The following is a 24,477-nucleotide window of genomic DNA, read 5'->3' on the forward strand; positions in this document are numbered from 1 at the left end:
ATCAGTTGAAACCACTGGTGGAAATAAAATCGACGTCGGTTTTCGGTTCGGCTCGCATCAGTAGACCGATCACCTGTTCCAGCGTGCGTCCTTCGAACAGGATTGCGTGCAGCCCGGCGACCAGCGGCATGTACACGCCGACTTCCTGAGACTTGGCCTTGAGCACCTTCAAGGTGTTGACCCCTTCAGCGACTTCACCGAGACGTGACACCGCTTCGTCGAGACTCAAGCCCTGACCCAGCGCAAAACCGACTTGATAGTTGCGACTCTTCGGCGACGAACAGGTCACGATCAGATCGCCGACACCGGCCAGACCGAGGAAGGTCATGGGATTAGCGCCCTGATTCACGGCAAAACGGGTCATTTCCGCCAGTGCCCGGGTGATCAGCATGCTCTTGGTGTTCTCGCCCATTTCCAGCGCCACCGCCATGCCGGCGATGATCGCGTAAACGTTTTTCAACGCTCCGCCCAACTCGACACCGAAACGGTCAGCACTGGCGTAAACGCGGAAGGTACGACCGTGCAGCGCGGCTTGCACGGCTTTACACAGTTCTTCGTCTTCGCTGGCGACCACGGTGGCGGTCAGTGCGTGCTCGGCGATCTCGCGCGCCAGGTTCGGCCCGGACAGCACGCCGATGCGCGCCTGCGGGGCGATCTCTTCGAGAATCTGGCTCATCAGCTTGAAGGTCTGCGCTTCGATGCCCTTGGTCAGGCTGACCAGCATCTTGCCGCTCAACCGCTCGGCGTGGGCGGCGAGTACCGTGCGCAGCGCGCTGGATGGCAGCGCGACAAAACACAAATCGCAGGCGTCGAGGGTTTCCTGCAGGTCGGTGACGGCGGTCACACCTGGCAGAATCTTGATGCCTTTGAGGTAACGTGGGTTTTCGCGATTGACCCGGATGGCCTCGGCCTGCTCGGGGTCACGCATCCACTGCCGGACTTGATGGCCATTCTCGGCCAAAAGATTGGCCACGGCGGTACCAAAACTTCCGCCTCCCAGGACCGCAATCGGGCGCTGTTCAGTCATATGCAATCCGTTAATCCATACCAGTGGCGATGCCGGCATTATACGGGGCGACCCGGTCGCGGCCAGCCCCTGCGTCAATTACCGACACTTGTAGGAAGAAGACCAATAAAACCTAGGAAAATGCCTGCAACGTGACTGGAAATGTCGCTGCCCTCGGTTAACATGCGCGCCAATTCATCGCTATCAAGGTTGTGTCGTGTCTTTTGGCTCTGCGTCCCCGCGTTCGTCCGTGTTACTGGCGCTGCTGTTCAGCCCGGTATTAATGGCGGACGACCTGTTCATGGACAACGAAGCACTGCCCCAGGTGCTGACCGCCACGCGCCTGAAGCAGACACCGGCGGAAGTGCCGGGAAGCATGACCGTAATTGACAACGAACTGATCCACGCCAGCGGTGCCCGCGATATCAGTGAACTGCTGCGACTGGTGCCGGGGATGATGGTCGGCAACATCAGCGGCAATCAGGCGGCGGTCAATTACCACGGCACCAACGCCAGCGAAGCGCGGCGCATGCAGGTGCTGATCGACGGTCGCTCGGTGTACCGCGCCGGTTTGTCCACGGTGGACTGGAGCGATATCCCGGTGGCCATGGAAGACATCGAGCGCATCGAAGTTTTTCGCGGCCCGAACACTGTCAGCTACGGTGCCAACGCGCTGATGGCGGTGGTCAATATCATCACGCGAAACCCAGCGGACAGCCACGGTACGCGGCTGAAGTACACCCGTGGTCAGCGCGGCATCAACGATTTCTACGCCAGCCAGGGCACCGGCTGGAATGGCGGCGACTTGCGCCTGTCGTTGTCCGGGCAGGAAGACGACGGCTTCGACAGCGATCGCAGCGGCGCCGATTATCGTGACAGTCGCCGCTTGAACCGTTTCAGTCTCGCGGTCAGCCACACCCTCAGCGATAACCAGAGCCTCGACTGGCAGGTTAATGCAAAGGACGGCAGCAACCAGCGGCCCTACACCTATCGTCCGGTGTTTTCCGGGATTACTGCCGCCGGGAACAACTCCGACGTGGTCGCCAAGGATTACGCCGGCTCGGTGCGCTGGAACCTCGACATCAATCCCGAACACAGCCTCTATATACAAGGCTCGGCGCAACACTGGGATCGTCAGCAAACCTGGCGCGCCTGCGATGCCGAGGTGTCGTTCAGCCCCGAACTGACGCAACTGTGGCAACTCAACCCGAATTACACCGAACGCCTGGCGCGCAACATCACCCGTTTCACCGGCCCCGGCGCTGCGCCCGGCACCCCGCTGGAAATGGCCCTGGCCAATCAGGTGCTTGAGCAATGGCGTAACGGCGCCAGTCGAACCCTGTGCGGCGACATCGACCAGAGCGCGCGGGAATCGCGTTACGACCTCGAATTGCAGGACACCCTCAGCCTGTCCGACAGCCTGCGTCTGGTTAGCGGCATGAACTATCGTTACGACCGCGCCGACTCCGAAACCTACTTCAACGGCACACTGGACGACACCACGTGGCGCGCGTTCGGCCAACTGGAATGGCGCGCCACGGAACACTGGCTGTTGCAGGGCGGAGCGATGTTTGAAGACACGCAACTGATCGGCAGCTCGCTGACCCCGCGATTTGCCGTCAATTACCTGATCAACCCGCGCCACGGCCTGCGCGCGGTTTACTCGGAAGCGATCCGCTCGCCGGACATGTTCGAGAACAACGTCAACTGGAGCTATCAGGTCAGCAACCTGCGGCCTTCGGCTTACGGCCAGTCGTCGGCGCGGTACTTCGTCAAGACGCGCGGCCCGGGCGATCTCGATCAGGAGCACATGCGCTCGCGGGAGCTGGGCTACAACGGCTACTTCGCTGAGCTGGGCCTGGCCCTGGATGTGAAGCTGTTCTACGACGAGATCACCGGAATGATCAGTGAACCGCTGCGTAACAACCAATACATCGCCAGCAACGCCAACAGCTCGCGGTTTCGTGGCACCGAAACCCAGCTCGACTGGCGCGTGAGCCTGGCCGACCGCTTGCGGTTCACCTACGCCTTCGTCGATGCCGAAGCGAGCAATCCGCTGGATCAGCAATTCACTTCGCGTAACAGTGGTTCGGCCGGTTGGCTGCGCGATTGGGGCCATGGCTGGAACAGCGCCCTCTTCTATTACGGCGATAACGCGCTCAATGGCTACCGTTTCGAGCGGGTCGACACGCGCATCGCCAAACGCATCCCGCTGGGCAAAGCCCAGCTGCAACTGGCCGGCGTGCTGCAACAGCGCCTCGACCATGAGCCGACCACCTTCGTCGACAACAATTACGACGAGCGTCGGGTGATGTATTTCAGCGCTGAGCTGGAGTTCTAGGATGCGCTACGGGCCGTCACGGAAGCTGCCAACCCTTGGCCACTGGCTGGCCGGGGTCTGCCTGTTTCTGACCGCATGGCTGCATGGCGTGGCGGTGCAGGCCGCCGATATTCTGTTGACCGGTGCCGAGGAAAGTCCCGGCGTGCAAGCATTCGTCCAGGCACTCAGCGAATTGCGCCCGACTGACAACGTACGTTTCCAGCCGTTGGCCAGTCTGCCGGCACCGGGAAAACTGCCCGCCAGTCTGCGTCTGATTCTGCTCGACCTGCCGAGCCTCGACTGGCGCCTGCAAGACCCCCAAGGCCCGGCAACGCTGGTCCTGCGCATCAGTCGTCTGCAAGCGCGCCAGCGCCTCGGCAGCGCGCAACCGGCGCACCTGAGTTTGCTGTGGAGTGATCCACCACTGAGCCGCCAGTTGCAGTTGATTCGACGCATTCTGCCCCAGGCCCAGCGCATCGGCGTGCTCTTCGATCAACACAGCGAATTCCTCCTCAAGGAACTCAATCTCGCCGCCGAACCACTGAACCTGCAAATCGTCAGCCAGCGCTGGGACAACATCCACGACAGCCGCCCCCTGCAAACCGTACTGAAGAACAGCGACGTGTTACTCGGCCTCGACGACCCCGACCTGTACAACCCGAAAACCGCAAAAAACCTGCTGCTCAGCAGCTATTCACGGCAAGTCGCGCTGGTCGGTCCCAACGTGGCGTTCGTCCGCGCCGGCAGCCTGGCGAGTACCTACAGCGATCAGAACGACTGGCTGGCCGTACTCGATCATTTGCTCGACCAATCACCGGCCAGTTGGCCGCGAACGCTCTACCCCGCACGTTTTAAAGTCTCAAGTAATGCGCAGGTCGCTCGTTCCCTAGGGATCGAGCCGCTAAATGAAGCGTCTGTCGCCCAAGCGCTGGCTGAAGGAGAACGCCGCCCATGAGTTTTCGTCGCCGTTGGGACATCAATACCCGCACCCAGTTGATCAGTCTGGGCCCGGCGCTGTTGTTGACCTTGTTGCTGATCAGCTTCTTTACCTTTGTGCGCATTCAGGATCTGCGCCAGGAGCTGAACCACACCGGCCAACTGATCGCCAACCAACTGGCACCCGCCACTGAATACGGGGTGATTTCCGGCAATAACGAAGTGCTGGAAAGCCTGCTCAAAGCGACACTGGCCACGCCCAACGTGCGTTTTCTCGAAATACAGGACAGCGCCAACCGGATTCTGGTGTACGTCGAACAGCCCGCCGCCGCGCACAGTCGCCCGCATCAGGTTGAAGTGTTTCAGGCACCGGTGCGCCTGCAACGCATCGCCCTGCACAATGATTTCTTCCAGGACGGTAAGGTCAGCAACGGCGGGGCCAGCGAGGACTATCTGGGTCGAGTGATCGTCGGCTTGTCCAACGATGCCTTCAGCCAGCGCCAGCAGGAGATTCTGTTCAAGGCCGGGATTCTCGCGCTGTTCGCCCTGCTCTTCACTTTTGTATTGGCACGACGCCTGGCCGGCAGCCTGTCGCAGCCGATTCGCGACATCGGCGATGCGGTCAAGGCGATTCAGGACGGCGATTACAAAACGCCGCTGCCGATTGTCGATGACACCGAACTGGGCGCGCTGTCGCAGCACATCAACAACCTCGCCCAAGCGCTGGAACAAGCCAGCCGTGAGCAGCATCAAGCCATGGCGCAACTGATTCAGACCCGCGAAGAGGCGGAAAAGGCCAACAACGCCAAGTCGGACTTTCTGGCGATGATGAGCCACGAACTGCGCACGCCCATGAATGGCGTGCTGGGCATGCTGCAACTGCTGGAAACCACTGAGATGACCGAGGAGCAGGTCGAATATGCCGCCCTCGCCTCGGAGTCCACCGAACACCTTTTGAAAGTCATCAACGACATTCTCGACTTCTCGCGCATCGAACGCTCGGAGCTGGAACTGGAGCACATCCCGTTCAACCTCGCCGAACTGATCAGCGCCTGTGCGCAGTCGTTCCAGCACAGCGCGGTACAACGCGGTCTGGCGCTGAATCTGCGGATCCCGGACGACATGCGCGGTTTGCAGGTGCAGGGCGATCCGACGCGGATCCGACAGATTCTGGTCAACCTCGTCGGCAATGCACTGAAGTTCACCGAACAGGGTCGGGTCAGCATCGAGGCGCAGTGGCAATCGCTGGATCACGAATTGCTCTGGTTCACCTGTTCGGTGCGTGACAGCGGCATCGGTATTTCTTCTGAAAGTCTGGAGCTGATGTTCAACGCCTTCCAGCAGGCCGACAGTTCGATTTCACGACGTTATGGCGGCACCGGCCTCGGTCTGCCGATCGCACGTACATTGGCCGAACGCATGGGCGGCACCTTGCGCGCGCAGAGCGAGGAAGGTCGCGGTTCGGTGTTCACCCTGGAAATTCCCCTGGCACTCTATAAGCAGGCGCTGCCGCCCCTGGCTGCGCCACGTGCACTGAACGGCAACGAGCATGGTGAAGGACGCAATGTCTTGCTGGTCGAAGACAATCCAGTGAACCAGACCGTTATTGAAGCGATGCTGCGCAGTCTGGGCTTTACTGTCAGTGTCGCCACCGATGGCGCACAGGCCGTGCGCAGTGCCGAGGGCAGCGACTTTGAAGTGATTCTGATGGATTGCCGTTTGCCGATCATCGATGGCTACGAGGCTACCCGGCAGATCCGGCTGCTACCCGGACGCAGCGAAGTGCCGATCATCGCGCTGACCGCCAACGCCTTGCAGGGTGACCGCGAAACCTGCCTGTCGGCGGGCATGAACGATTATCTGGCGAAGCCGTTCAAACGTAATGATCTGCAGCAGATTCTGCAGCGCTGGGTGTCGTAGTGTGGGCCTTTCGACCATCTGCGACTGGCGTGAAAAGCGAAAGTGCGGCAGTCTTAGGCACCCGAACGAGCCTCAAAAGGGGCTTGAATAAAAATTTCAGTGCACAAGTGTACATTCATGTCCTTGGTGCTGTGACTTTCACCACAACGCAATAGTCTATGAGTAGGCTGCCGGTTCGAGGCATGAACGCTTCGAACGGTCGGGAAGATTTGCCCCACCTGCCGCATGGGATTATTGAGGAGCTCGCATGACCAAACAAAACGCCTTTACTCGGGAAGATCTGCTGCGCTGCAGTCGCGGTGAGCTGTTCGGCCCAGGTAACGCGCAACTGCCCGCCCCGAACATGCTGATGGTCGATCGCATCACCCTGATCAGCGAAGAAGGCGGCAAGTACGGCAAAGGTGAATTGGTCGCCGAGCTGGATATCAACCCTGACCTGTGGTTCTTCGCGTGCCACTTCGAAGGCGATCCGGTGATGCCGGGCTGCCTGGGTCTGGATGCCATGTGGCAACTGGTCGGTTTCTTCCTGGGCTGGCAAGGCCTGCCGGGCCGCGGCCGTGCGCTGGGTTCAGGCGAAGTGAAGTTCTTCGGTCAGGTGCTGCCGACCGCCAAGAAAGTCACCTACAACATTCATATCAAACGCGTCCTCAAGGGCAAGCTGAACCTGGCCATCGCCGATGGTTCGGTGACTGTCGACGGTCGCGAAATCTACACCGCCGAAGGCCTTCGCGTCGGCGTGTTCACCTCCACTGACAACTTCTAAGGGTTATTCGCATGCGCCGCGTCGTTATCACTGGTCTGGGCATTGTTTCGTGCCTGGGCAATGACAAAGAGACCGTCTCCGCTAACCTGCGTGCAAGCCGCCCTGGCATCCGGTTCAACCCGGAATATGCTGAAATGGGTCTGCGTAGCCAGGTTTCCGGCTCCATCGACCTCAACCTTGAAGAACTGATCGATCGCAAGATCTATCGCTTCGTCGGCCACGCAGCCGCGTACGCCTACCTGGCCATGAAAGACGCCATCACTGACTCCGGCCTGACCGAAGAGCAAGTGTCCAACCCGCGTACCGGCCTGATCGCTGGTTCCGGTGGTGCTTCCACGCTGAACCAGATGGAAGCGCTGGACATCCTGCGCGAGAAAGGTGTGAAACGTGTTGGCCCGTACCGCGTAACGCGGACCATGAGCAGCACCGTTTCCGCTTGCCTGGCCACGCCATTCAAGATCAAAGGCCTGAACTACTCCATCGCATCTGCCTGCGCCACCAGTGCTCACTGCATCGGTACCGCCATGGAACAGATCCAGATGGGCAAGCAGGACATCGTCTTCGCCGGTGGCGGTGAAGAAGAGCACTGGAGCCAGTCGTTCCTGTTCGACGCAATGGGCGCTCTGTCCAGCAAGCGTAACGACACCCCGGAACAAGCTTCCCGTGCCTACGACGCTGACCGTGACGGTTTCGTCATTGCCGGCGGTGGCGGTATGGTCGTGGTTGAAGAACTGGAACACGCTCTGGCCCGTGGCGCAAAAATCTACGCGGAAATCGTTGGCTACGGCGCGACCTCCGACGGCTACGACATGGTTGCCCCAAGTGGCGAAGGCGCGATCCGCTGCATGCAGATGGCGATGTCCACCGTTGATACCCCGATCGACTACCTGAACACCCACGGCACCTCGACTCCGGTCGGCGACGTCGCGGAAATGAAAGGTGTGCGTGAAGTGTTCGGCGACAAGGCACCGGCGATCAGTTCGACCAAGAGCCTGTCCGGTCACTCCCTGGGCGCCGCCGGCGTTCACGAAGCGATCTACTGCATGCTCATGATGGAAGGCAACTTCATTGCCGGCTCCGCCAACATCGACGAGCTGGACCCAGAAGTGGCCGACCTGCCGGTGCTGACCAAGACCCGCGAAAACGCCACCATCAACACTGTGATGAGCAACAGCTTCGGCTTCGGCGGCACCAACGCCACGCTGGTACTGAAGCGCTGGGAAGGCAAGTAATTCCCCCCGCTTGAGCCACACACAAAAACGCCCCGACTGGTTCGGGGCGTTTTTTTTGCCTGCGCAAAACTCATGGCCGACACAAACCCCCTGTGTAGGAGCTGCCGAAGGCTGCGATCTTTTGACTTTGACTTTTAAAAGACAAGATCAAAAAATCGCAGCCTTCGGCAGCTCCTACACAAGGGTTCGCATGGGTCTAAAAATGAAACTTCTGTCATGAAACTTTGCCCCCTGCGACCGAATGTCGCGGATTACGCGGGCTGCAGCACTGTTGCAAAAAACGCAATAACACCTTGCGCAAATCAAGCGTTTACTTAGCAAGCTAACAAATCATATAAAAGAGTCCTGCACACGCCTTGCTGCAGATAACTTGAGATTTGGAGCTAGCAGATGACTGTAAAAGTAACTGAACGCGACGATTCACACATGTCCCACGAAGGCGTAGCCGCCGGTATCCGCATCTGGGACGTGCATCAACAAGACTTGCTGGTCGGCATGTTCCACAACGAGATCGATGCCCACAACTACAAGGCCGAACTCGAAGTGCAAGAGCAACAACGCGAAACCCGTTCCTCCTGATTCAACCACAGCATTGAAAACGACAAACCCCGCCATGAGCGGGGTTTGTCGTTGTTACAGCTTTATCGGTTTACCACATCAGGTCATCAGGGATCTGATACGCCGCGTACGGATCGTCCTCGGTGCTGACCTCTTCGGTCTGCACGTTGAGCTGGACGATGCGCTGTGGATCGCGCTCCTGGATCTTCAGGGCCGCTTCACGCGGGATCACTTCGTAGCCGCCGGCATGGTGCACGATCGCCAGCGAACCGCTGCTGAGCTTGTTGCGCATCAGCGTGTTGACCGAGATGCGCTTGACCTTCTTGTCGTCGACGAAGTTGTAGTAGTCCTCGGTGGTCAGCTTTGGCAGACGCGAGACTTCGATCAGTTGCTTGACCTGTGCTGCACGCGCCTTGGCTTCGGCTTTCTCTTTCTGCTGGCGGTTCAGCTCCTGATCGCGTTTGACCTTCTCGGCCATGGCTTCCTGGGCGGCACGCTGCTGCGAGTCATCCAGTTCGATCTGACCTTTGTGCGCCAGACGTTGCTGCTTTTGCTTGTCCTTGCTGACCTGCTTGGCCTGCTTTTGGTTGACCAGGCCTGCTTTGAGCAACTGGTCGCGAAGGGAAATACTCATGGTGCTTACTCACTTGGGCAGTGGCTCAGCCGCAGCCGGGCAAATTCTTTTCCTGACGTTTGGCTTCACCCCACAGGGCGTCCAACTCTTCGAGGGTGCAATCTTCTATGGGACGGTGGGTGTCGCGCAATGCCTGTTCGATAAATCGGAAACGTCTTTCGAACTTGCCGTTGGCGCCACGCAGCGCAGTTTCCGGGTCGACCTTCAGATGCCGGGCCAGGTTGACCACGGAAAACAGCAGATCGCCGATCTCGTCAGCCACGGCGACGGGATCGTTTTCGGACATGGCTTCGAGGACTTCATCGAGTTCTTCGCGCACCTTGTCCAGCACCGGCAAGGCATCCGGCCAGTCGAAACCGACCTGGCCTGCGCGCTTCTGCAACTTGGCCGAGCGCGACAATGCCGGCAACGTCGCCGGCACGTCATCGAGCAGTGACAGTTGCTCGGGCGCGGCAGATTTCTCCGCGCGCTCTTCAGCCTTGATCTCTTCCCAGCGCTGCTTGACCTGTTCTTCGCTCAAGCGCGGCACATCCAGCGGCGCGTAGAGATCGCCGGTGGGAAACACGTGGGGATGACGACGGATCAGCTTGCGGGTAATGCTGTCGATCACCCCGGCGAATTCAAAGCGTCCTTCTTCCTTGGCCAACTGGCTGTAATACACCACCTGGAACAGCAGATCGCCCAGCTCACCCTGCAAGTGATCGAAGTCGCCGCGTTCGATGGCGTCGGCCACTTCGTAGGCTTCTTCGAGGGTGTGCGGAACGATGGTCGCGTAGGTTTGCTTGATGTCCCACGGGCAACCGTACTGTGGATCGCGCAGACGGTTCATCAGGTGGAGCAGGTCTTCAAGGCTGTAAATCATTTAGCTGTCTCACCACAAAATCCTGTAGGAGTGAGCCTGCTCGCGATCGCGGTGTATCAGCCACCATTAATGTTGACTGACACTCCCTCATCGCGAGCAGGCTCACTCCTACATTGGTCATCTTCAGGGCGTGCGGTTACGCCGCGTTTCGATGATGTTCGGCAACTGCGAAATCCGCCCGAGCAAGCGCCCCAGCGCATCCAGCCCCGGAATCTCGATCGTCAGGGACATCAGCGCGGTGTTGTCTTCCTTGTTCGAGCGGGTGTTGACCGCCAACACGTTGATGCGCTCGTTGAGCAGCACCTGCGAGACGTCACGCAGCAGACCGGAACGGTCGTAGGCGCGGATGACGATGTCGACCGGATAGGTGAGCACCGGCACCGGGCCCCAACTGACCTGGATGATCCGCTCCGGCTCGCGCCCACCCAGTTGCAGCACCGAGGCGCAGTCCTGACGGTGAATGCTCACGCCACGCCCCTGAGTGATGTAACCCACGATCGCATCGCCCGGCAGCGGCTGGCAGCAGCCGGCCATCTGCGTCATCAGGTTGCCGACGCCCTGGATCTGAATGTCGCCGCGCTTGCCCGGTTTGTAACCGGTGGCTTTGCGCGGAATCAGTTCCAGCTGCTCGTTGCCGCGTTCCGGTTCGACCAGTTGCTGCGCGAGGTTGACCAGTTGCGCCAGACGCAGGTCGCCGGCACCGAGGGCGGCGAACATGTCTTCGGCGGTTTTCATGTTGGCCTTGTCGGCCAGCTTGTCGAAGTCCACCGCAGGCAGACCGAGGCGCGTCAGTTCGCGCTCGATCAGGGTTTTACCGGCGGCGACGTTCTGGTCGCGCGCCTGCAATTTGAACCAGTGAACGATCTTCGCCCGCGCCCGCGAGGTGGTGACGTAACCGAGGTTGGAGTTCAGCCAGTCGCGGCTCGGCGTACCGTGCTTGCTGGTGATGATCTCGACCTGCTCACCGGTCTGCAGGCTGTAGTTGAGCGGCACGATGCGCCCGTTGATCTTCGCGCCACGGCAGTTGTGACCGATCTCGGTGTGCACGCGGTAGGCGAAGTCCAGTGGCGTCGCGCCTTTCGGCAAGTCGATGGCGTGGCCGTCGGGGGTGAAGATGTAGACCCGATCCGGCTCGATATCGACGCGCAGCTGTTCGGCCAGACCACCGATATCGCCCAGCTCTTCGTGCCACTCGAGGACCTGTCGCAGCCAGGAGATTTTCTCTTCGTAGTGGTTCGAGCCGGATTTGACGTCGGTGCCCTTGTAGCGCCAGTGCGCGCAGACACCGAGCTCGGCCTCTTCGTGCATCGAGTGCGTACGGATCTGCACCTCGAGCACTTTACCCTCAGGGCCGATCACCGCCGTGTGCAGCGAGCGGTAGCCGTTCTCTTTAGGGTTGGCGATGTAGTCGTCGAATTCTTTCGGGATGTGCCGCCACAAGGTGTGGACGATGCCGAGCGCGGTGTAGCAGTCGCGCATCTCCGGCACCAGCACGCGCACCGCACGCACGTCGTAGATCTGGCTGAATTCCAGACCCTTGCGCTGCATTTTGCGCCAGATCGAATAGATGTGTTTGGCTCGGCCGCTGATGTCGGCGTCGACGCCGGTGGCCTGCAATTCGTCCTTGAGCTGGGTCATCACGTCGGCGATGAAACGCTCGCGATCAAGCCGTCGCTCGTGGAGCAACTTGGCGATCTGTTTGTATTGATCCGGCTCGAGGTAACGGAAGGACAAGTCCTCCAGTTCCCATTTGATATGACCGATGCCGAGGCGGTGCGCGAGCGGCGCATAGATATCGAACACTTCGCGAGCGACGCGGTTACGCTTTTCGTCGTCGGCGGTTTTCACCGCACGAATGGCGCAGGTACGTTCGGCGAGTTTGATCAGGGCAACGCGAACATCATCGACCATCGCCACGAGCATCTTGCGCAGGTTTTCCACCTGCCCTTGCGTGCCCATGACCATCGACTGACGCGGGCTGAGGCTGGCACTGATGGCGGCCATGCGCTGCACGCCGTCGATCAGCTTGGCCACCACCGGACCGAAGCGCTGGCCGACGGCCGCGAGTTCGATCTGGCCTTCGCGCACGCCGCGATACAAAACCGCTGCGACCAGCGAATCCTGATCGAGCTTGAGGTCGGCGAGAATCTCGGCGATTTCCAGGCCCGTACTGAAGCTGCCGGAGCCTTCGGCCCACAGATTCTTCCTGGCATTGGACTGTTGTTCGGCCTCGCGAGCGAACTCGCAGGCTTCTTTCAAGGCTTCGCGATCCAGTGCCAGATCGACACTGACCGCGTGATCGAGCCAAGCCTCGAGATTGATACTGCCGTCAGTGTTGATCGGCTGGTGTGCTCTCACCTGTACCATCTTGCTTTACCTTCCCTACGACGCAGATTCAATGCGTCAAATCGCTGACCCTTGTTGCCCGTTTGCGCTCGCGGGGCTAAAGCGAGCGCTGCACGGACAGATCAGGCGGATTCAGACGAGCCATCCTGGCTCGCTTCAAATAACGCCATGGCCTCGACATGTGCCGTCTGAGGAAACATATCGAGAATCCCGGCACGTTTTAACCGGTAGCCCTGCTTGATCAATTCGACCGTATCGCGCGCCAGAGTTGCAGGGTTGCACGACACATACACCAACCGTTTGGCACCCAGGGTCGCCAGCTTGCGAACCACCTCGAAAGCACCGTCACGCGGTGGGTCCAAGAGTACCGCAGAAAAGCCGTTTCCGATCCACTGGGCATCGGTCAAAGGCTGGGATAAATCGGCTTGAAAAAACTTTGTGTTATGCAAATTGTTACTAGCGGCGTTGGCTTCAGCGCGATCAACCATGGTCTGCACGCCTTCGACCGCCACCACTTCCCGCACGGTTTTGGCCAGCGGCAAGGCAAAGTTGCCCAGGCCGCAGAACAGATCCAGCACGCGCTCGTCGCTACCGGGTTTCAGCCAGTCCAGCGCTTGCGCAACCATGGCTTCGTTGACGCCGGCGTTGACCTGGATGAAGTCGCCGGGCCGGTACGCCAAATTCAGATCCCACTGCTCCAGGCGATAGCCCAGCGCCTGGGTCGCATCGACCGGTTGCGGCTCGCCTTCGCCATGCAGCCACAGCTGCGCTTCATGGAACTGGCAGAAGTCCTTGAGGATGGTCAGATCCGCTTCGGACAACGGCGCCATGTGCCGCAGCAACACCGCAAGAGACGAGCCGCTGAACAACTCGACATGCCCCAGCGCCTGCGGTTTGCTCAAACGACGAAGCATCTCCGGCAAACGGGTCATGATCGGTTGCAAGGGCTGTACCAGCACCGGGCATTCGTTGATCGCGACGATGTCCTGGCTGCCGGCGGCACGGAAACCGACTTCGAGTTTCTTCGCCTTCATGTCCCAGCGCACCGCGATGCGGGCACGACGGCGATAGCCGAATTCGGGACCGGTCAGCGGCGCTGCCCACGCTTCGGGTTCGACACCGGCGACACGCGACAATTGCTCGGCGAGCATGCGCTGTTTCAGGGCAAGCTGTTCGCTGTGGGGCAAATGCTGGACGCTGCAACCGCCGCAACGACCGGCGTGCTGACACGGTGCCGGGCGACGCAGTTCGCTGGCCTTGAACACGCGTTCGGTGCGCGCCTCGACCACTTTGCCGTGGGCGCCGAGTACTCGCGCTTCGACCTCTTCACCGGCGAGGGCGCCGAGGACGAACCAGGTTTTACCTTCGAAAAACGCGATACCGCGACCGTCATTCGCCAGGCGCTCAATGCTCAAGCGCTGCTTTTTGCCGGTCGGAATTTGCGCGGCCTTGCTCCCGCCCGTGGGCTGGAAGCGCAGGCCTCTCTCGTGCTTGGCCATCAGTTAGGCGCGTCGAAAATGCCGGTCGACAGGTAACGGTCGCCACGGTCGCAGATGATCGCGACGATCACCGCGTTTTCAACTTCTTTGGACAGGCGCAACATCGCTGCCACCGCACCGCCCGAGGACACACCGCAGAAGATACCTTCTTCGCGGGCCAGACGACGGGTCACGTCCTCGGCCTCGCTTTGCGCCATGTCGACGATACGGTCGACGCGATCGGCCTGATAAATTTTCGGCAGGTATTCCTGCGGCCAGCGGCGGATGCCGGGAATGGCCGAGCCTTCCATAGGTTGCAGACCGACGATCTGCACGCTGTCGCTCTGCTCTTTCAAGTAGCGCGACACGCCCATGATGGTGCCGGTGGTGCCCATCGAACTGACGAAATGGGTGATGGTGCCCTGGGTCTGACGCCAGATTTCCGGGCCGGTGGTGGTGTAGTGCGCCTCGGGGTTGTCACCGTTGGCGAACTGATCGAGCACCTTGCCACGGCCTTCGGCTTCCATACGCTGGGCGAGGTCGCGGGCGCCTTCCATGCCTTCTTCCTGGCTGACCAGGATCAGCTCGGCACCGTACGCGGTCATCGCCGCTTTACGCTCGGCGCTGGAGTTGTCCGGCATGATCAGGATCATCTTGTAACCCTTGATCGCAGCGGCCATGGCCAGCGCGATCCCGGTGTTGCCCGAGGTCGCTTCGATCAGCGTATCGCCGGCGTGGATCTGCCCGCGCAACTCGGCGCGGGTGATCATCGACAACGCCGGACGGTCCTTGACCGAACCCGCCGGGTTATTCCCTTCGAGCTTGAGCAATAGGGTGTTGCTGGTAGCACCGGGCAGGCGCTGCAAACGCACCAGCGGCGTGTTGCCGACGCAATCGGCGATGGTTGGGTACTGCAGGGTCATGGCGTATTCGCAATCCAGACGTGCGGGGGCGCCTATCATACCGGCAAACCCGCGCAGGCCATATCACGCAAAGTGCGGTGCTTATGGTTTATGGGAATAAGCAGCAATAGTCTCACCGCTGGTGAGACTTTTACGCTGGGTCATCTTTGTTTGCGGCGATGCGAATGGCCTCATCGCTGGCAAGCCAGCTCTCACAGTGACCCGTGTCGCTCTATTAATAGTGTCAGCAGTGCTGAGACTGTCTTGTATTACTCAAACAATCTGCGCGTGAAACACACTCCCTGTGGGAGCTGGCTTGCCAGCGATAGCGTCAGTCGGCGCAACACCGTCATCCGCCAGCAAGCGCAAATTCAGCCGCAACCCCGCCCCGCTGTTCTCCGCCCAAATACTGCCGCCCTGACGCTGCACGGCATTGCGCGCGATGCTCAGCCCTAAGCCAAATCCACCATCACCGGGCCGCGAGCCGTCGAGGCGGGTGAACGGCGAAAAGATCCGCTCCAGATCCCCTTCCGCTACGCCACCGCCCTGATCCTCCAGCCACAGGCGCCAGTAATCGCCATCGCGCCGGCCATCGAGGCGCACAATCCCGCCCGCAGGCGAATGCCGAATCGCGTTGCGCAAAATGTTCTCCAGCGCCTGCGCCAGGGTATTCAAGTTGCCACGCACCCAACATGAGGACTCGACCGCGCACTGCAATTGCAGACTCGGCCAGCCGCTTTCATAACAGGCGTTATCGGTGAGCATTTCCCACAGGGCCTGAATCTGAATCGCCTCGTCGGGCAATGGCGAGCGCTCGGTATCGAGCCAGGCCAGTTGCAGGGTGTCTTCGACCAGTCTTTGCATACCGTCGACTTCGCGACCGATACGTTCGCGTAGCTGCACCAAATCTTGCTCGCTTTCGCTGGCCACGCGCAGCCGGCTCAGCGGCGTGCGCAATTCGTGGGACAGATCGCGCAGCAATTGCTGTTGCAGAGCGACGGTGGATTGCAGGCGCTCGGACATCGAATCGAATGCCCGCGCCAGTTCACCGAGTTCATCCGGCCGTTGGGTAATGCCGCTCGACAGCCGCACATTCAATTGATCGGCGCGCCAGGCGTTGGCCTGTTCGCGCAGGTTGTTCAGGGGCACGACCAGCAAGCGGTACAGACCGACACACAGCAATAACGTGAACAACCCCGGAATCACGCCGTTGGTGATGACGCGCCAGAACACCCGGTACTTGCCCGGAACAAATCGTTCGGGCAATTCGATCACCAGGCTGCCGGCAGACGGCTCTTTGGGAAAAGGAATGCGCAACCACGGCCGGCCTTTCTTGTGGATCGGCCAGTCGAGCCCGCGCAAGAAGGTCAGGTGCTGAATCTCCTGATCATTCAGCGGATCATTGCTCAACGACTGTAAGTTGCCACCGATCACACCGACCCAACTGGCTTCGCGCAACTCCATGCTCTGCAACCAGTCATCGACCCCGCTGCGGCCGCCGTGCTGCCAGGCCTGTTCCGCTTGCGCGGCGTAACGCGTCAGAGTGCCGCGCGCGTCGTCGGAGAGGAACTGGTTGCGCTCCTCCATATAACGTCCCCACGACCAGCTCAGCCAGATCATCAGCAGACAAAATGCGACCAGCAGAAACGCCAGTTTCCAGAACAGCGAATGCCGCCCCGGCAGTTCAGAGCGTTTCATCGGCGGCGCTCAGAACGTAACCCTTGCCCCAGACCGTACGCACTTCACGCTCGGTGTAACCGATGGCTTTGAGTTTGCGGCGGATCTGGCTGATGTGCATGTCGAGACTGCGGTCGTGGGCCGCGTAGCCGCGCTGCAAAACGTGCTGGTAAAGGAAGGCTTTGCTCAGCACTTCCTCTTCGTTGCGATTGAGGGTTTCGAGCAAACGGAATTCGCTGCGGGTCAGCCCGGCGGGTTGTTCGCGGAAAAACACATCGCACTGTTGGTCATCGAATCGCAGCGTACCGACCGCCACTGGCGTCGCCAACGGTGCCGGGCGCCGATCCAGCGCAACCCGGCGCAGAATCGCTTCGATGCGCACATGCAACTCGGCCATGCTGAACGGCTTGGGCAAATAATCGTCGGCACCGAGACGGAAACCGCTGATGCGGTCCGCCTCGGCGCCGAGGGCCGACATCAGCAGCACCGGCGTCGAATGGCTCTGGCGCAACTGCGTCAACACCTGCAAACCGTCCAGGCCCGGCAAGAGAATATCCATCAGCACCACGTCGAACGGCTGGCGCGTGGCGATGCTCAGGCCCTCCTGGCCGTTCTGGCACCACGTCACCTGAAAGCCGCTGCGGCCCAGATGTTCGTGAACATAGGCGCCGAGTACCGGATCGTCTTCGATGGAGAGAATGCGTGGCTGGCCAGCGGAAACAGGAGTCATGAGTATCTGCAAGTAATTCTCAGTTGAGACTGATTATTCAAGATTGCCGAGCATCGGGCAACTCAAGGTTGACCGAGCTGACCAACGAGCAGCGACGCCCTGCCCCGACGCGAGCGCATTTTTCCGGAGATTGCCCGCGAGCAAATCGCTACACTGCGCCAATGTCGCGTGCCGGATGCACGCATGAGTCAACAGATCAGCGGGATGCAGGAGATAGGCGTGCTCAAGAAACTGGGAATCAAAGGTCGCGTGTTATTGCTGACCTTGTTGCCGACCAGCCTGATGGCGCTGGTGCTGGGTGGTTATTTCACCTGGACGCAGCAGGCCGACTTGCAGACCCAATTGATGCAGCGCGGCGAAATGATTGCCGAGCAACTGGCGCCGCTGGTGGCACCCGCCATGGGCCATGGCAACAGCGAATTGCTGGAGCGCATCGCCACGCAATCCCTTGAACAGCCGGACGTGCGCGCGGTGACCTTCCTCGCCCCGGACCGCTCACCGCTGGCGCATGCCGGCCCGACCATGCTCAATCAGGCACCGAGCGGCGACAGCGCGCATTTGCAACGGCGCAGTGGCAATGACGCGACGCGTTACCTGATGCCGGTGTTCGGCAAACATCGCAACCTCGCCGGCGAACTGATCCCGGAAGAATCCGAGCGACTGCTTGGCTGGGTCGAATTGGAGCTGTCGCATAACGGCATGTTGCTGCGCGGTTATCGCAGCCTGTTTGCCAGTCTGCTGCTGATTGCCGCGGGTCTGGCGGGGGCCGCACTGCTGGCATTGCGCATGGGCCGCACCATCAACCGTCCGCTGAGCCAGATCAAGCAAGCCGTCGCGCAACTCAAGGATGGCCATCTGGAAACGCGTTTGCCGCCACTGGGCAGCCAAGAGCTGGATGAACTGGCCTCCGGGATCAATCGCATGGCCGGCACCCTGCAGAACGCCCGCGAAGAACTGCAACACAGTGTCGATCAGGCCACCGAAGACGTGCGCCAGAACCTGGAAACCATCGAGATCCAGAACATCGAACTGGACCTGGCGCGCAAAGAAGCGCTGGAGGCGAGCCGGATCAAATCCGAATTCCTCGCCAACATGAGCCACGAGATCCGCACGCCGCTCAACGGCATTCTCGGCTTCACGCATCTGTTGCAGAAAAGCGAACTGACCCCGCGCCAGCTCGATTATCTGGGCACCATCGAAAAATCTGCCGACAGCCTGCTGGGGATCATCAACGAGATCCTCGACTTCTCGAAAATCGAGGCCGGCAAACTGGTGCTCGACCATATTCCGTTCAACCTGCGCGACCTGTTGCAGGACACCCTGACCATCCTCGCCCCTGCCGCGCACGCCAAGCAATTGGAGCTGGTCAGCCTGGTCTATCGCGACACACCGCTGTCACTGGTTGGTGACCCGCTACGCCTCAAACAGATCCTCACTAACCTGGTCAGCAACGCGATCAAGTTCACCCGCGAAGGCACCATCGTTGCCCGCGCGATGCTTGAAGATGAACACGAGGACAGCGTGCAGTTGCGCATCAGCATTCAGGACACCGGCATCGGCCTGTCGAATCAGGACGTGCGCGCGTTGTTCCAGGCCTTCAGTCAGGCCGACAACTCGCTGTCGCGGCAACCGGGCGGCACCGGCCTGGGGCTGGTGATTTCCAAGCGTCTGATTGAGCAGATGGGCGGCGAAATCGGCGTCGACAGCACACCGGGCGAAGGCTCGGAATTCTGGATCAGCCTGAGCCTGCCAAAAACCCGCGATGACGCCGAAGACTTGCCAGCCGCGCCGTTGCTCGGGCGCCGTGTGGCGGTACTGGAAAGTCATGAACTGGCGCGTCAGGCCTTGCAACATCAACTGGAAGATTGCGGCCTCGATGTCACGCCGTTCAATACGCTGGAAACCTTGACCAACGGCGTCACCGGCGCGCACCAGACCGATCAGGCGATTGATCTGGCGGTCATCGGCATCACCAGCAACGACATGCTGCCCGAGCGTTTGAATCAGCACATCTGGGACCTCGAACATCTGGGCTGCAAAGTGCTGGTGCTGTGCCCGACCACCGAACAGACGCTGTTCCATCTGTCGGTGCCGAACCCGCACAGTCAGTTGCAAGCCAAGCCGGCCTGCACACGCAAATTGCGCCGCGCGCTGGCCGATCTGGTCAACCCGCGCCAGCCGCGCAATGAGCCGGGGGAACCGCTGTCGAGCCGCGCGCCGAAAGTGCTCTGTGTCGACGACAACCCGGCCAACCTGCTGCTGGTGCAAACCCTGCTCGAAGACATGGGCGCCAAGGTGCTCGCGGTGGAAAGCGGCTACGCGGCGGTCAAAGCCGTACAAAGCGAGTCCTTCGATCTGGTGTTGATGGACGTGCAGATGCCGGGCATGGACGGCCGCCAGAGCACCGAAACCATTCGCCAGTGGGAAAGCGAGCGGCATTGCACGCCGCTGCCGATCGTCGCCCTCACCGCCCACGCCATGGCCAACGAAAAACGCGCATTGCTGCAAAGCGGCATGGATGACTACCTGACCAAACCGATCAGTGAGCGGCAACTGGCGCAGGTGGTGCTGAAGTGGACCGGACTGGCCTTGCGCAATCAAGGGCCGGAGCGGATCAGCGACAGCGCGGCGGGCAATAATGAACTGCCGGTGCTCGACCACGAGGAAGGTTTGCGCCTGGCCGCCGGCAAGGCTGATCTGGCCGCAGACATGCTGGCCATGTTGCTCGCCTCACTGGAAGCCGACCGCGAAGCCATCCGCACGGCGTGCGAAAACCGCGACCAGAATGCATTGATCGAACGCGTCCATCGCCTGCACGGTGCCACCCGTTATTGCGGCGTACCGCAATTGCGCGCGGCCTGCCAGCGCAGCGAAACCCTGCTCAAGCAGGACGACCCCAAGGCCGTGGCAGCGCTGGAAGAACTGGAGCGCGCGATCAACCGGCTCGCGGCGCAAGCGAAGATCAGCGCCTGATCCACGGCAATGCCGGTCAGCGCCGGCAGCGCTAAAGTGGGTTTGGGTGATTCAATCCGTGTCGATGTTCCAGGAGGATTTCATGCGCGCGCTCGTTTTCAGTAGCCAGACCTATGACCGCGACAGCTTTCTCGCCGCCGCTTGCCCGGCAGGTATCGAGCTGCACTTTCAAGCGGCCCGGCTCAGCCTCGATACGGCAGCGCTGGCCGACCAACATGAAGTGGTCTGTGCGTTCATCAATGATGACCTCAGCGCTTCCGTGCTGGAGCGCCTGGCTGCGGGCGGCACGCGTCTGGTTGCCCTGCGCTCGGCGGGCTACAACCATGTCGACCTGGCCGCAGCGAAACGTCTCGGACTGGCCGTGGTGCGCGTGCCGGCCTACTCGCCGCATGCGGTGGCGGAACACGCCGTGGCGCTGATCCTCGCCCTCAACCGTCGCCTGCACCGTGCCTATAACCGCACCCGTGAAGGCGATTTCAGCCTGCATGGCCTGACCGGTTTCGATCTGGTCGGCAAAACCGTGGGGATTGTCGGCACCGGCCAGATCGGCGCCACATTCGCGAAAATCATGCACGGTTTCGGTTGTGAGCTACTGGCTTACGATCCCTTCCCCAACCCCGATGTTGTGGCGTTGGGTGCGCGTTACCTGAGCCTGCCGGAACTGCTCGCGCAGTCGCGGATCATCAGCCTGCACTGCCCGCTCAACGAGCAGAGCAAACACCTGATCAACCGCGACTCACTGGCACACATGCAGGCCGGCGCCATGCTTATCAATACCGGCCGCGGTGGGCTGGTCGACACACCGGCACTGATCGATGCATTGAAGGACGGCCAACTCGGCTATCTGGGGCTGGATGTCTATGAGGAAGAGGCACAACTGTTTTTCGAGGATCGCTCCGACCTGCCTTTGCAGGACGATGTGCTGGCGCGATTGCTGACCTTTCCCAACGTGATCATCACCGCGCATCAGGCCTTTCTGACACGCGAAGCACTGGGCGCCATTGCCGCAACCACCCTGTACAACATCGCGACCTGGGCGGCGGGAACGCCACAGAACCAGGTCGAGGGCTGAGATTTTTTGCGCTTATTTCGGTGAAAGCGAAGACGCCAGAATCAGCAGCGCCAGCCAGCCGAAACCAAAAAAGCGCTGTTTCATCGAGTGGCCGTAGCGCAGCAGGAACCAGACGAAAAACATCGGCAGCAGGAAGATCATGATCTTCAGCCAGCCTTCCACCGGACGACTGCCGTCAGCATTGGCCTCTGTGGCCGGTTGCTCGGTTGGCTGCTGGCGCCGACGCCGCGCGGCGGCCGGCATGACTTTCGGTAAAGGTTGCGGTTCAGGCGCTGGAGCAGTGACTTCGGGCACAGCCTTGTTACGCGGCAGACTGCCAAAAGAAATCGTCGAAGGCTGAGCCGGGGCCGCGGCTGCCTGCGCTTGGGCGTGAGCGGTTTGCTCCGCCATCGGAGCTCCACAATGAATGCAGGCCGAGGCTTCGGAGCTGATGCTCTTTTTGCATTCATAACATTCGATCAGCGCCATGTTCCGTTCCTTCAGATTCGAGGCCGGCAGTTTGCCATGAGTGTCGCGGCATTTGAACCGGATCGAAGGTCGCACGCGCGCATCATTCTGCAATCAAGCCCGTGCTAGCATGTCGCGCATATTTGGAGGACCCATGGTCGAACACGATTTCCGCTACACCCTGATGAACCCGCAACACACCCTCACCGAATGCCGCGCCCTTGTCCCGGGCCGCTATCAGGTCACCGGCAATGGTGGCTCGATTCGCATCGGTGACGCGCTGTTGGTCACCCTCAAAGGCAGCAAGGACTTGTCCATGCGCCTGACCGTTGAAACCGTCCGCCACCTGATCAACCCGCCGGGCCAATGGACCGCGATGACCACTGGCCCGGTATTCGGTGAGCTGGCGATCCACACCTGGCAGGTCAATTGCGACAGCTGCGCCAAAGAGCTGAGCTTCGAATTTGCCGTGGACGCCAAACTCGGCAAGGCCGCCGAGAAACCGGCGGCCACTGCGCGCATCGCCGAGCTGGGCTGGAAAGCCGTTGGCGACAAGCACCTGTGCCCGAAATGCCAGGAGCCTGCGTGATGAAACGGCTTGCCCTGACCGCTATGGTCGGTGTGGGTCTGGTGGGTTGCGCGGCAGAGCCTGTGCAACTGCAACAGAACCGCAGCTACATTCTGGAGTGGATCGGCGAGCGCCCGCTGATGGATTACAGCCACCTGACCGTGACCCTGGGCGATGATGGCCGCGCCTACGGCAACGGCGGCTGCAACCATTGGTTTGCGCCGTATACGCTGGACGGCGACAAGCTGACCTTCGGCAAGATCGGCAAGACCCGCAAACTCTGTGCACCGGCGTTGATGGAGCAGGAACAACGCTTCCTGCAGGCGCTGGAACACGTCGAGCGCTGGGACATCTCGCCGATCGAGCAGATGCGTTTCTGGCCCGCGCAAGGCAAGCCGCTGCGCTGGTGGCTGGAAGAGGGCTGATTGTTCAGCCGCAAAAAAAGATCGCAGCCTTCGGCAGCTCCTACATGGATCGTGTAACCCTGTAGCTGCCGAAGGCTGCGATCCTTTCTTTCACTACAACCTATTTAGTCGCCTGCAGCGCTTCAAGCTTGGCCATCACCCCTGCCGCCGTCTGCTCGCCCATCAACTGCTCACGCACCTTGCCTTTGTTGTCGATGATGTACGTCACCGGCAGCGCCTCACTGCGCGGCAACTCAAACAACTCCGCCGGATCCTGCGCCAGCACGGTGAACTTGATGCCGAGTTTTTCACTGGCGTCTTTCAGTTCCACACCCTGCACGTTGTCAAAGTTGACCCCGAACACGCCAACGTTCTTGTTCTTCAGTTCATCAGCCAAATGGTTGAGCTCCGGGATCTCGGTGCGGCACGGGCCGCACCATTCGGCCCAGTAGTTGAGCACCACCCATTGCTTGTCGAGACGCTCGGACGCGACCTTCTGACCGTTCTGGTCGATCCCGTAATCATTGCCGCAGCCCCCCAGCATCAACGCCCCGATTATCGTCAATGCCGCTGCCAATCGCCGTGTCATGTCGTGTTCCTTGTGAAAATTTGAAGGCGCCTGCGACCCATTGCCTCCGAAGGTTCTGGATTGCGCGCTGCACAGTTAGAATAGCCGCCACTTTACGCCAGAAGCGACCCGCCATGACCGATCTGACGCTTTATCACAATCCGCGCTGCTCGAAATCCCGCGGCGCGCTGGAGCTTCTTGAAGCCCGCGGCCTGACCCCGAAAGTCGTGCGGTACCTCGAAACCCCGCTGAATGCAGCGCAAATCAAGGCCCTGCTCGGCAAGCTCGGGATCAGCGCTCGTCAGTTGCTGCGCACCGGGGAAGATGAATACAAAATGCTTCAACTGGCTGACGAAAGCCTCAGCGAAGCGCAATTGATCGACGCCATTGCCCAGCATCCAAAACTGATGGAGCGACCGATTCTCGAAGTCGGCGACAAAGCGGTGATCGGTCGTCCACCCGAAAATGTCCTGGAGTTGCTGCCGTGAGCGCGCCGTACATTCTGGTGCTGTATTACAGCCGCAGCGGCTCGACCAACGAGATGGCCCGGCAGATTGCCCGCGGTGTCGAACAGGCCGGTCTCGAAGCGCGCCTGCGCACCGTGCCGGCAATCTCCACCGAGTGCGAAGCCGTGGCCCCGGCCATCCCGGACGAAGGCGCGCTGTACGCAACACTGGATGATTTGAAGAACTGCGCCGGTCTCGCCCTTGGCAGCCCGACGCGTTTCGGCAACATGGCTGCGCCACTGAAGTACTTCCTCGACGGCACCAGCAACCTGTGGCTGACCGGCGCCCTCGTCGGCAAACCGGCTGGCGTGTTCACCTCCACCGCCAGCCTGCACGGCGGTCAGGAAACCACCCTGCTGTCGATGATGTTGCCGCTGCTGCACCACGGCATGCTCATCACCGGCCTGCCGTACAGCGAGTCGGCGCTGCTGGAAACCCAGGGTGGCGGCACGCCTTACGGTGCCAGTCATCACGCCGGAGCGGACGGCAAAAAAGGCCTTGATCAGCACGAAGTGGCGCTGTGCCGTGCGCTGGGTCTGCGGCTGGCCAAAACCGCTCAGAAACTGGTGGGCTGA

The 24,477-nt window shown here is 60.6% G+C and carries 22 protein-coding genes; 12 read left to right on the forward strand and 10 right to left on the reverse strand.

Annotated elements, in window-relative coordinates; translation table 11 throughout:
- Position 1: 1 nt before the first annotated feature.
- Complete coding sequence (locus H8F23_RS09265; RefSeq protein WP_090285290.1) at positions 2-1,027, reverse strand: NAD(P)H-dependent glycerol-3-phosphate dehydrogenase; 1,026 nt, start codon at positions 1,025-1,027, stop codon at positions 2-4.
- A gap of 196 nt (positions 1,028-1,223) precedes the next feature.
- Between H8F23_RS09265 and H8F23_RS09270 the strand changes: the two genes are divergently transcribed.
- The 6 genes from H8F23_RS09270 (at position 1,224) to H8F23_RS09295 (ending at position 8,756) form a co-directional block, all read left to right on the forward strand.
- Entirely contained in the window at positions 1,224-3,347 is a 2,124-nt protein-coding gene (locus H8F23_RS09270) for a TonB-dependent receptor plug domain-containing protein (RefSeq protein ID WP_194934127.1), read from the forward strand.
- A gap of 1 nt (position 3,348) precedes the next feature.
- Complete coding sequence (locus H8F23_RS09275; protein WP_194934129.1) at positions 3,349-4,281, forward strand: ABC transporter substrate-binding protein; 933 nt, start codon at positions 3,349-3,351, stop codon at positions 4,279-4,281.
- Entirely contained in the window at positions 4,278-6,182 is a 1,905-nt protein-coding gene (locus tag H8F23_RS09280; RefSeq protein ID WP_194934131.1) for an ATP-binding protein, read from the forward strand. Before H8F23_RS09275 ends, H8F23_RS09280 begins: the two co-directional genes overlap by 4 nt.
- Before the next feature lie 247 nt (positions 6,183-6,429).
- On the forward strand, positions 6,430-6,945 hold the full coding sequence (fabA, locus tag H8F23_RS09285) for a 3-hydroxyacyl-[acyl-carrier-protein] dehydratase FabA (protein WP_003227150.1): 516 nt from the start codon (positions 6,430-6,432) through the stop codon (positions 6,943-6,945).
- Between the two features lie 11 nt (positions 6,946-6,956).
- Positions 6,957-8,177, forward strand: coding sequence for a beta-ketoacyl-ACP synthase I (fabB, locus tag H8F23_RS09290; RefSeq protein WP_007968959.1), 1,221 nt, complete (start codon positions 6,957-6,959; stop codon positions 8,175-8,177).
- 390 nt (positions 8,178-8,567) lie between these two features.
- Positions 8,568-8,756, forward strand: coding sequence for a hypothetical protein (locus tag H8F23_RS09295; RefSeq protein ID WP_077574113.1), 189 nt, complete (start codon positions 8,568-8,570; stop codon positions 8,754-8,756).
- 70 nt (positions 8,757-8,826) lie between these two features.
- Here the strand turns inward: H8F23_RS09295 and H8F23_RS09300 are convergent, their stop codons facing one another.
- The 7 genes from H8F23_RS09300 to H8F23_RS09330 all read right to left on the reverse strand — a co-directional run bounded on the left by H8F23_RS09300 (position 8,827) and on the right by H8F23_RS09330 (position 17,364).
- Positions 8,827-9,369 carry a DUF2058 domain-containing protein gene (locus H8F23_RS09300; protein WP_016987455.1) on the reverse strand — a complete coding sequence of 181 codons (543 nt, stop codon included), beginning with the start codon at positions 9,367-9,369 and terminating at the stop codon, positions 8,827-8,829.
- 25 nt (positions 9,370-9,394) lie between these two features.
- Positions 9,395-10,228 (reverse strand): nucleoside triphosphate pyrophosphohydrolase, encoded by an 834-nt coding sequence (gene mazG / locus H8F23_RS09305; protein ID WP_007917475.1) that lies wholly within the window; start codon positions 10,226-10,228, stop codon positions 9,395-9,397.
- Between the two features lie 126 nt (positions 10,229-10,354).
- Entirely contained in the window at positions 10,355-12,598 is a 2,244-nt protein-coding gene (gene relA / locus H8F23_RS09310) for a GTP diphosphokinase (RefSeq protein WP_077574114.1), read from the reverse strand.
- A gap of 101 nt (positions 12,599-12,699) precedes the next feature.
- Positions 12,700-14,076, reverse strand: a complete 1,377-nt coding sequence (rlmD, locus tag H8F23_RS09315; RefSeq protein WP_194934133.1) for a 23S rRNA (uracil(1939)-C(5))-methyltransferase RlmD — start codon at positions 14,074-14,076, stop codon at positions 12,700-12,702.
- Positions 14,076-14,978: a cysteine synthase CysM gene (cysM, locus tag H8F23_RS09320; RefSeq protein ID WP_026000780.1), complete on the reverse strand. Its 903-nt coding sequence runs from the start codon at positions 14,976-14,978 to the stop codon at positions 14,076-14,078. The genes rlmD and cysM overlap by 1 nt, the downstream gene beginning before the upstream one ends.
- A gap of 252 nt (positions 14,979-15,230) precedes the next feature.
- Entirely contained in the window at positions 15,231-16,655 is a 1,425-nt protein-coding gene (locus H8F23_RS09325) for a sensor histidine kinase (protein ID WP_194934135.1), read from the reverse strand.
- A complete protein-coding gene (locus H8F23_RS09330; protein WP_194934137.1) occupies positions 16,642-17,364 on the reverse strand; it encodes a response regulator transcription factor in 723 nt (240 codons plus the stop codon). Before H8F23_RS09330 ends, H8F23_RS09325 begins: the two co-directional genes overlap by 14 nt.
- Before the next feature lie 219 nt (positions 17,365-17,583).
- Here H8F23_RS09330 and H8F23_RS09335 point away from each other — a divergent pair, with 219 nt between their 5' ends.
- Together H8F23_RS09335 and H8F23_RS09340 are read left to right on the forward strand one after the other, a co-directional pair.
- The gene (locus H8F23_RS09335; RefSeq protein WP_194934174.1) at positions 17,584-20,337 is read left to right on the forward strand and encodes a response regulator; all 2,754 of its coding nucleotides are present in this window, start codon (positions 17,584-17,586) and stop codon (positions 20,335-20,337) included.
- Positions 20,338-20,419: 82 nt separating this feature from the next.
- The gene (locus H8F23_RS09340; protein WP_194934139.1) at positions 20,420-21,409 is read left to right on the forward strand and encodes a 2-hydroxyacid dehydrogenase; all 990 of its coding nucleotides are present in this window, start codon (positions 20,420-20,422) and stop codon (positions 21,407-21,409) included.
- A 12-nt stretch (positions 21,410-21,421) separates the two neighbouring features.
- Here H8F23_RS09340 and H8F23_RS09345 read toward each other — a convergent pair whose 3' ends face one another.
- Entirely contained in the window at positions 21,422-21,877 is a 456-nt protein-coding gene (locus H8F23_RS09345; protein ID WP_194934141.1) for a hypothetical protein, read from the reverse strand.
- A 133-nt stretch (positions 21,878-22,010) separates the two neighbouring features.
- On the opposite strand from H8F23_RS09345, the gene H8F23_RS09350 reads away from it, so the two are divergent.
- Both H8F23_RS09350 and H8F23_RS09355 read left to right on the forward strand, forming a co-directional pair.
- Positions 22,011-22,445 carry a hypothetical protein gene (locus H8F23_RS09350; RefSeq protein WP_093442198.1) on the forward strand — a complete coding sequence of 145 codons (435 nt, stop codon included), beginning with the start codon at positions 22,011-22,013 and terminating at the stop codon, positions 22,443-22,445.
- A complete protein-coding gene (locus H8F23_RS09355; RefSeq protein WP_194934143.1) occupies positions 22,445-22,849 on the forward strand; it encodes an META domain-containing protein in 405 nt (134 codons plus the stop codon). The genes H8F23_RS09350 and H8F23_RS09355 overlap by 1 nt, the downstream gene beginning before the upstream one ends.
- A 100-nt stretch (positions 22,850-22,949) precedes the next feature.
- On the opposite strand, the gene H8F23_RS09360 is transcribed toward H8F23_RS09355, so the two are convergent.
- The gene (locus H8F23_RS09360; RefSeq protein WP_194934145.1) at positions 22,950-23,417 is read right to left on the reverse strand and encodes a TlpA disulfide reductase family protein; all 468 of its coding nucleotides are present in this window, start codon (positions 23,415-23,417) and stop codon (positions 22,950-22,952) included.
- 113 nt (positions 23,418-23,530) lie between these two features.
- On the opposite strand from H8F23_RS09360, the gene arsC reads away from it, so the two are divergent.
- Positions 23,531-23,884: an arsenate reductase (glutaredoxin) gene (gene arsC, locus H8F23_RS09365; RefSeq protein WP_194934147.1), complete on the forward strand. Its 354-nt coding sequence runs from the start codon at positions 23,531-23,533 to the stop codon at positions 23,882-23,884.
- Positions 23,881-24,477: an NAD(P)H:quinone oxidoreductase gene (gene wrbA, locus H8F23_RS09370; protein WP_194934149.1), complete on the forward strand. Its 597-nt coding sequence runs from the start codon at positions 23,881-23,883 to the stop codon at positions 24,475-24,477. The genes arsC and wrbA overlap by 4 nt, the downstream gene beginning before the upstream one ends.

It is taken from the genome of Pseudomonas neuropathica, from assembly GCF_015461835.1.
Taxonomy (GTDB): Bacteria; Pseudomonadota; Gammaproteobacteria; order Pseudomonadales; family Pseudomonadaceae; genus Aquipseudomonas; species Aquipseudomonas neuropathica.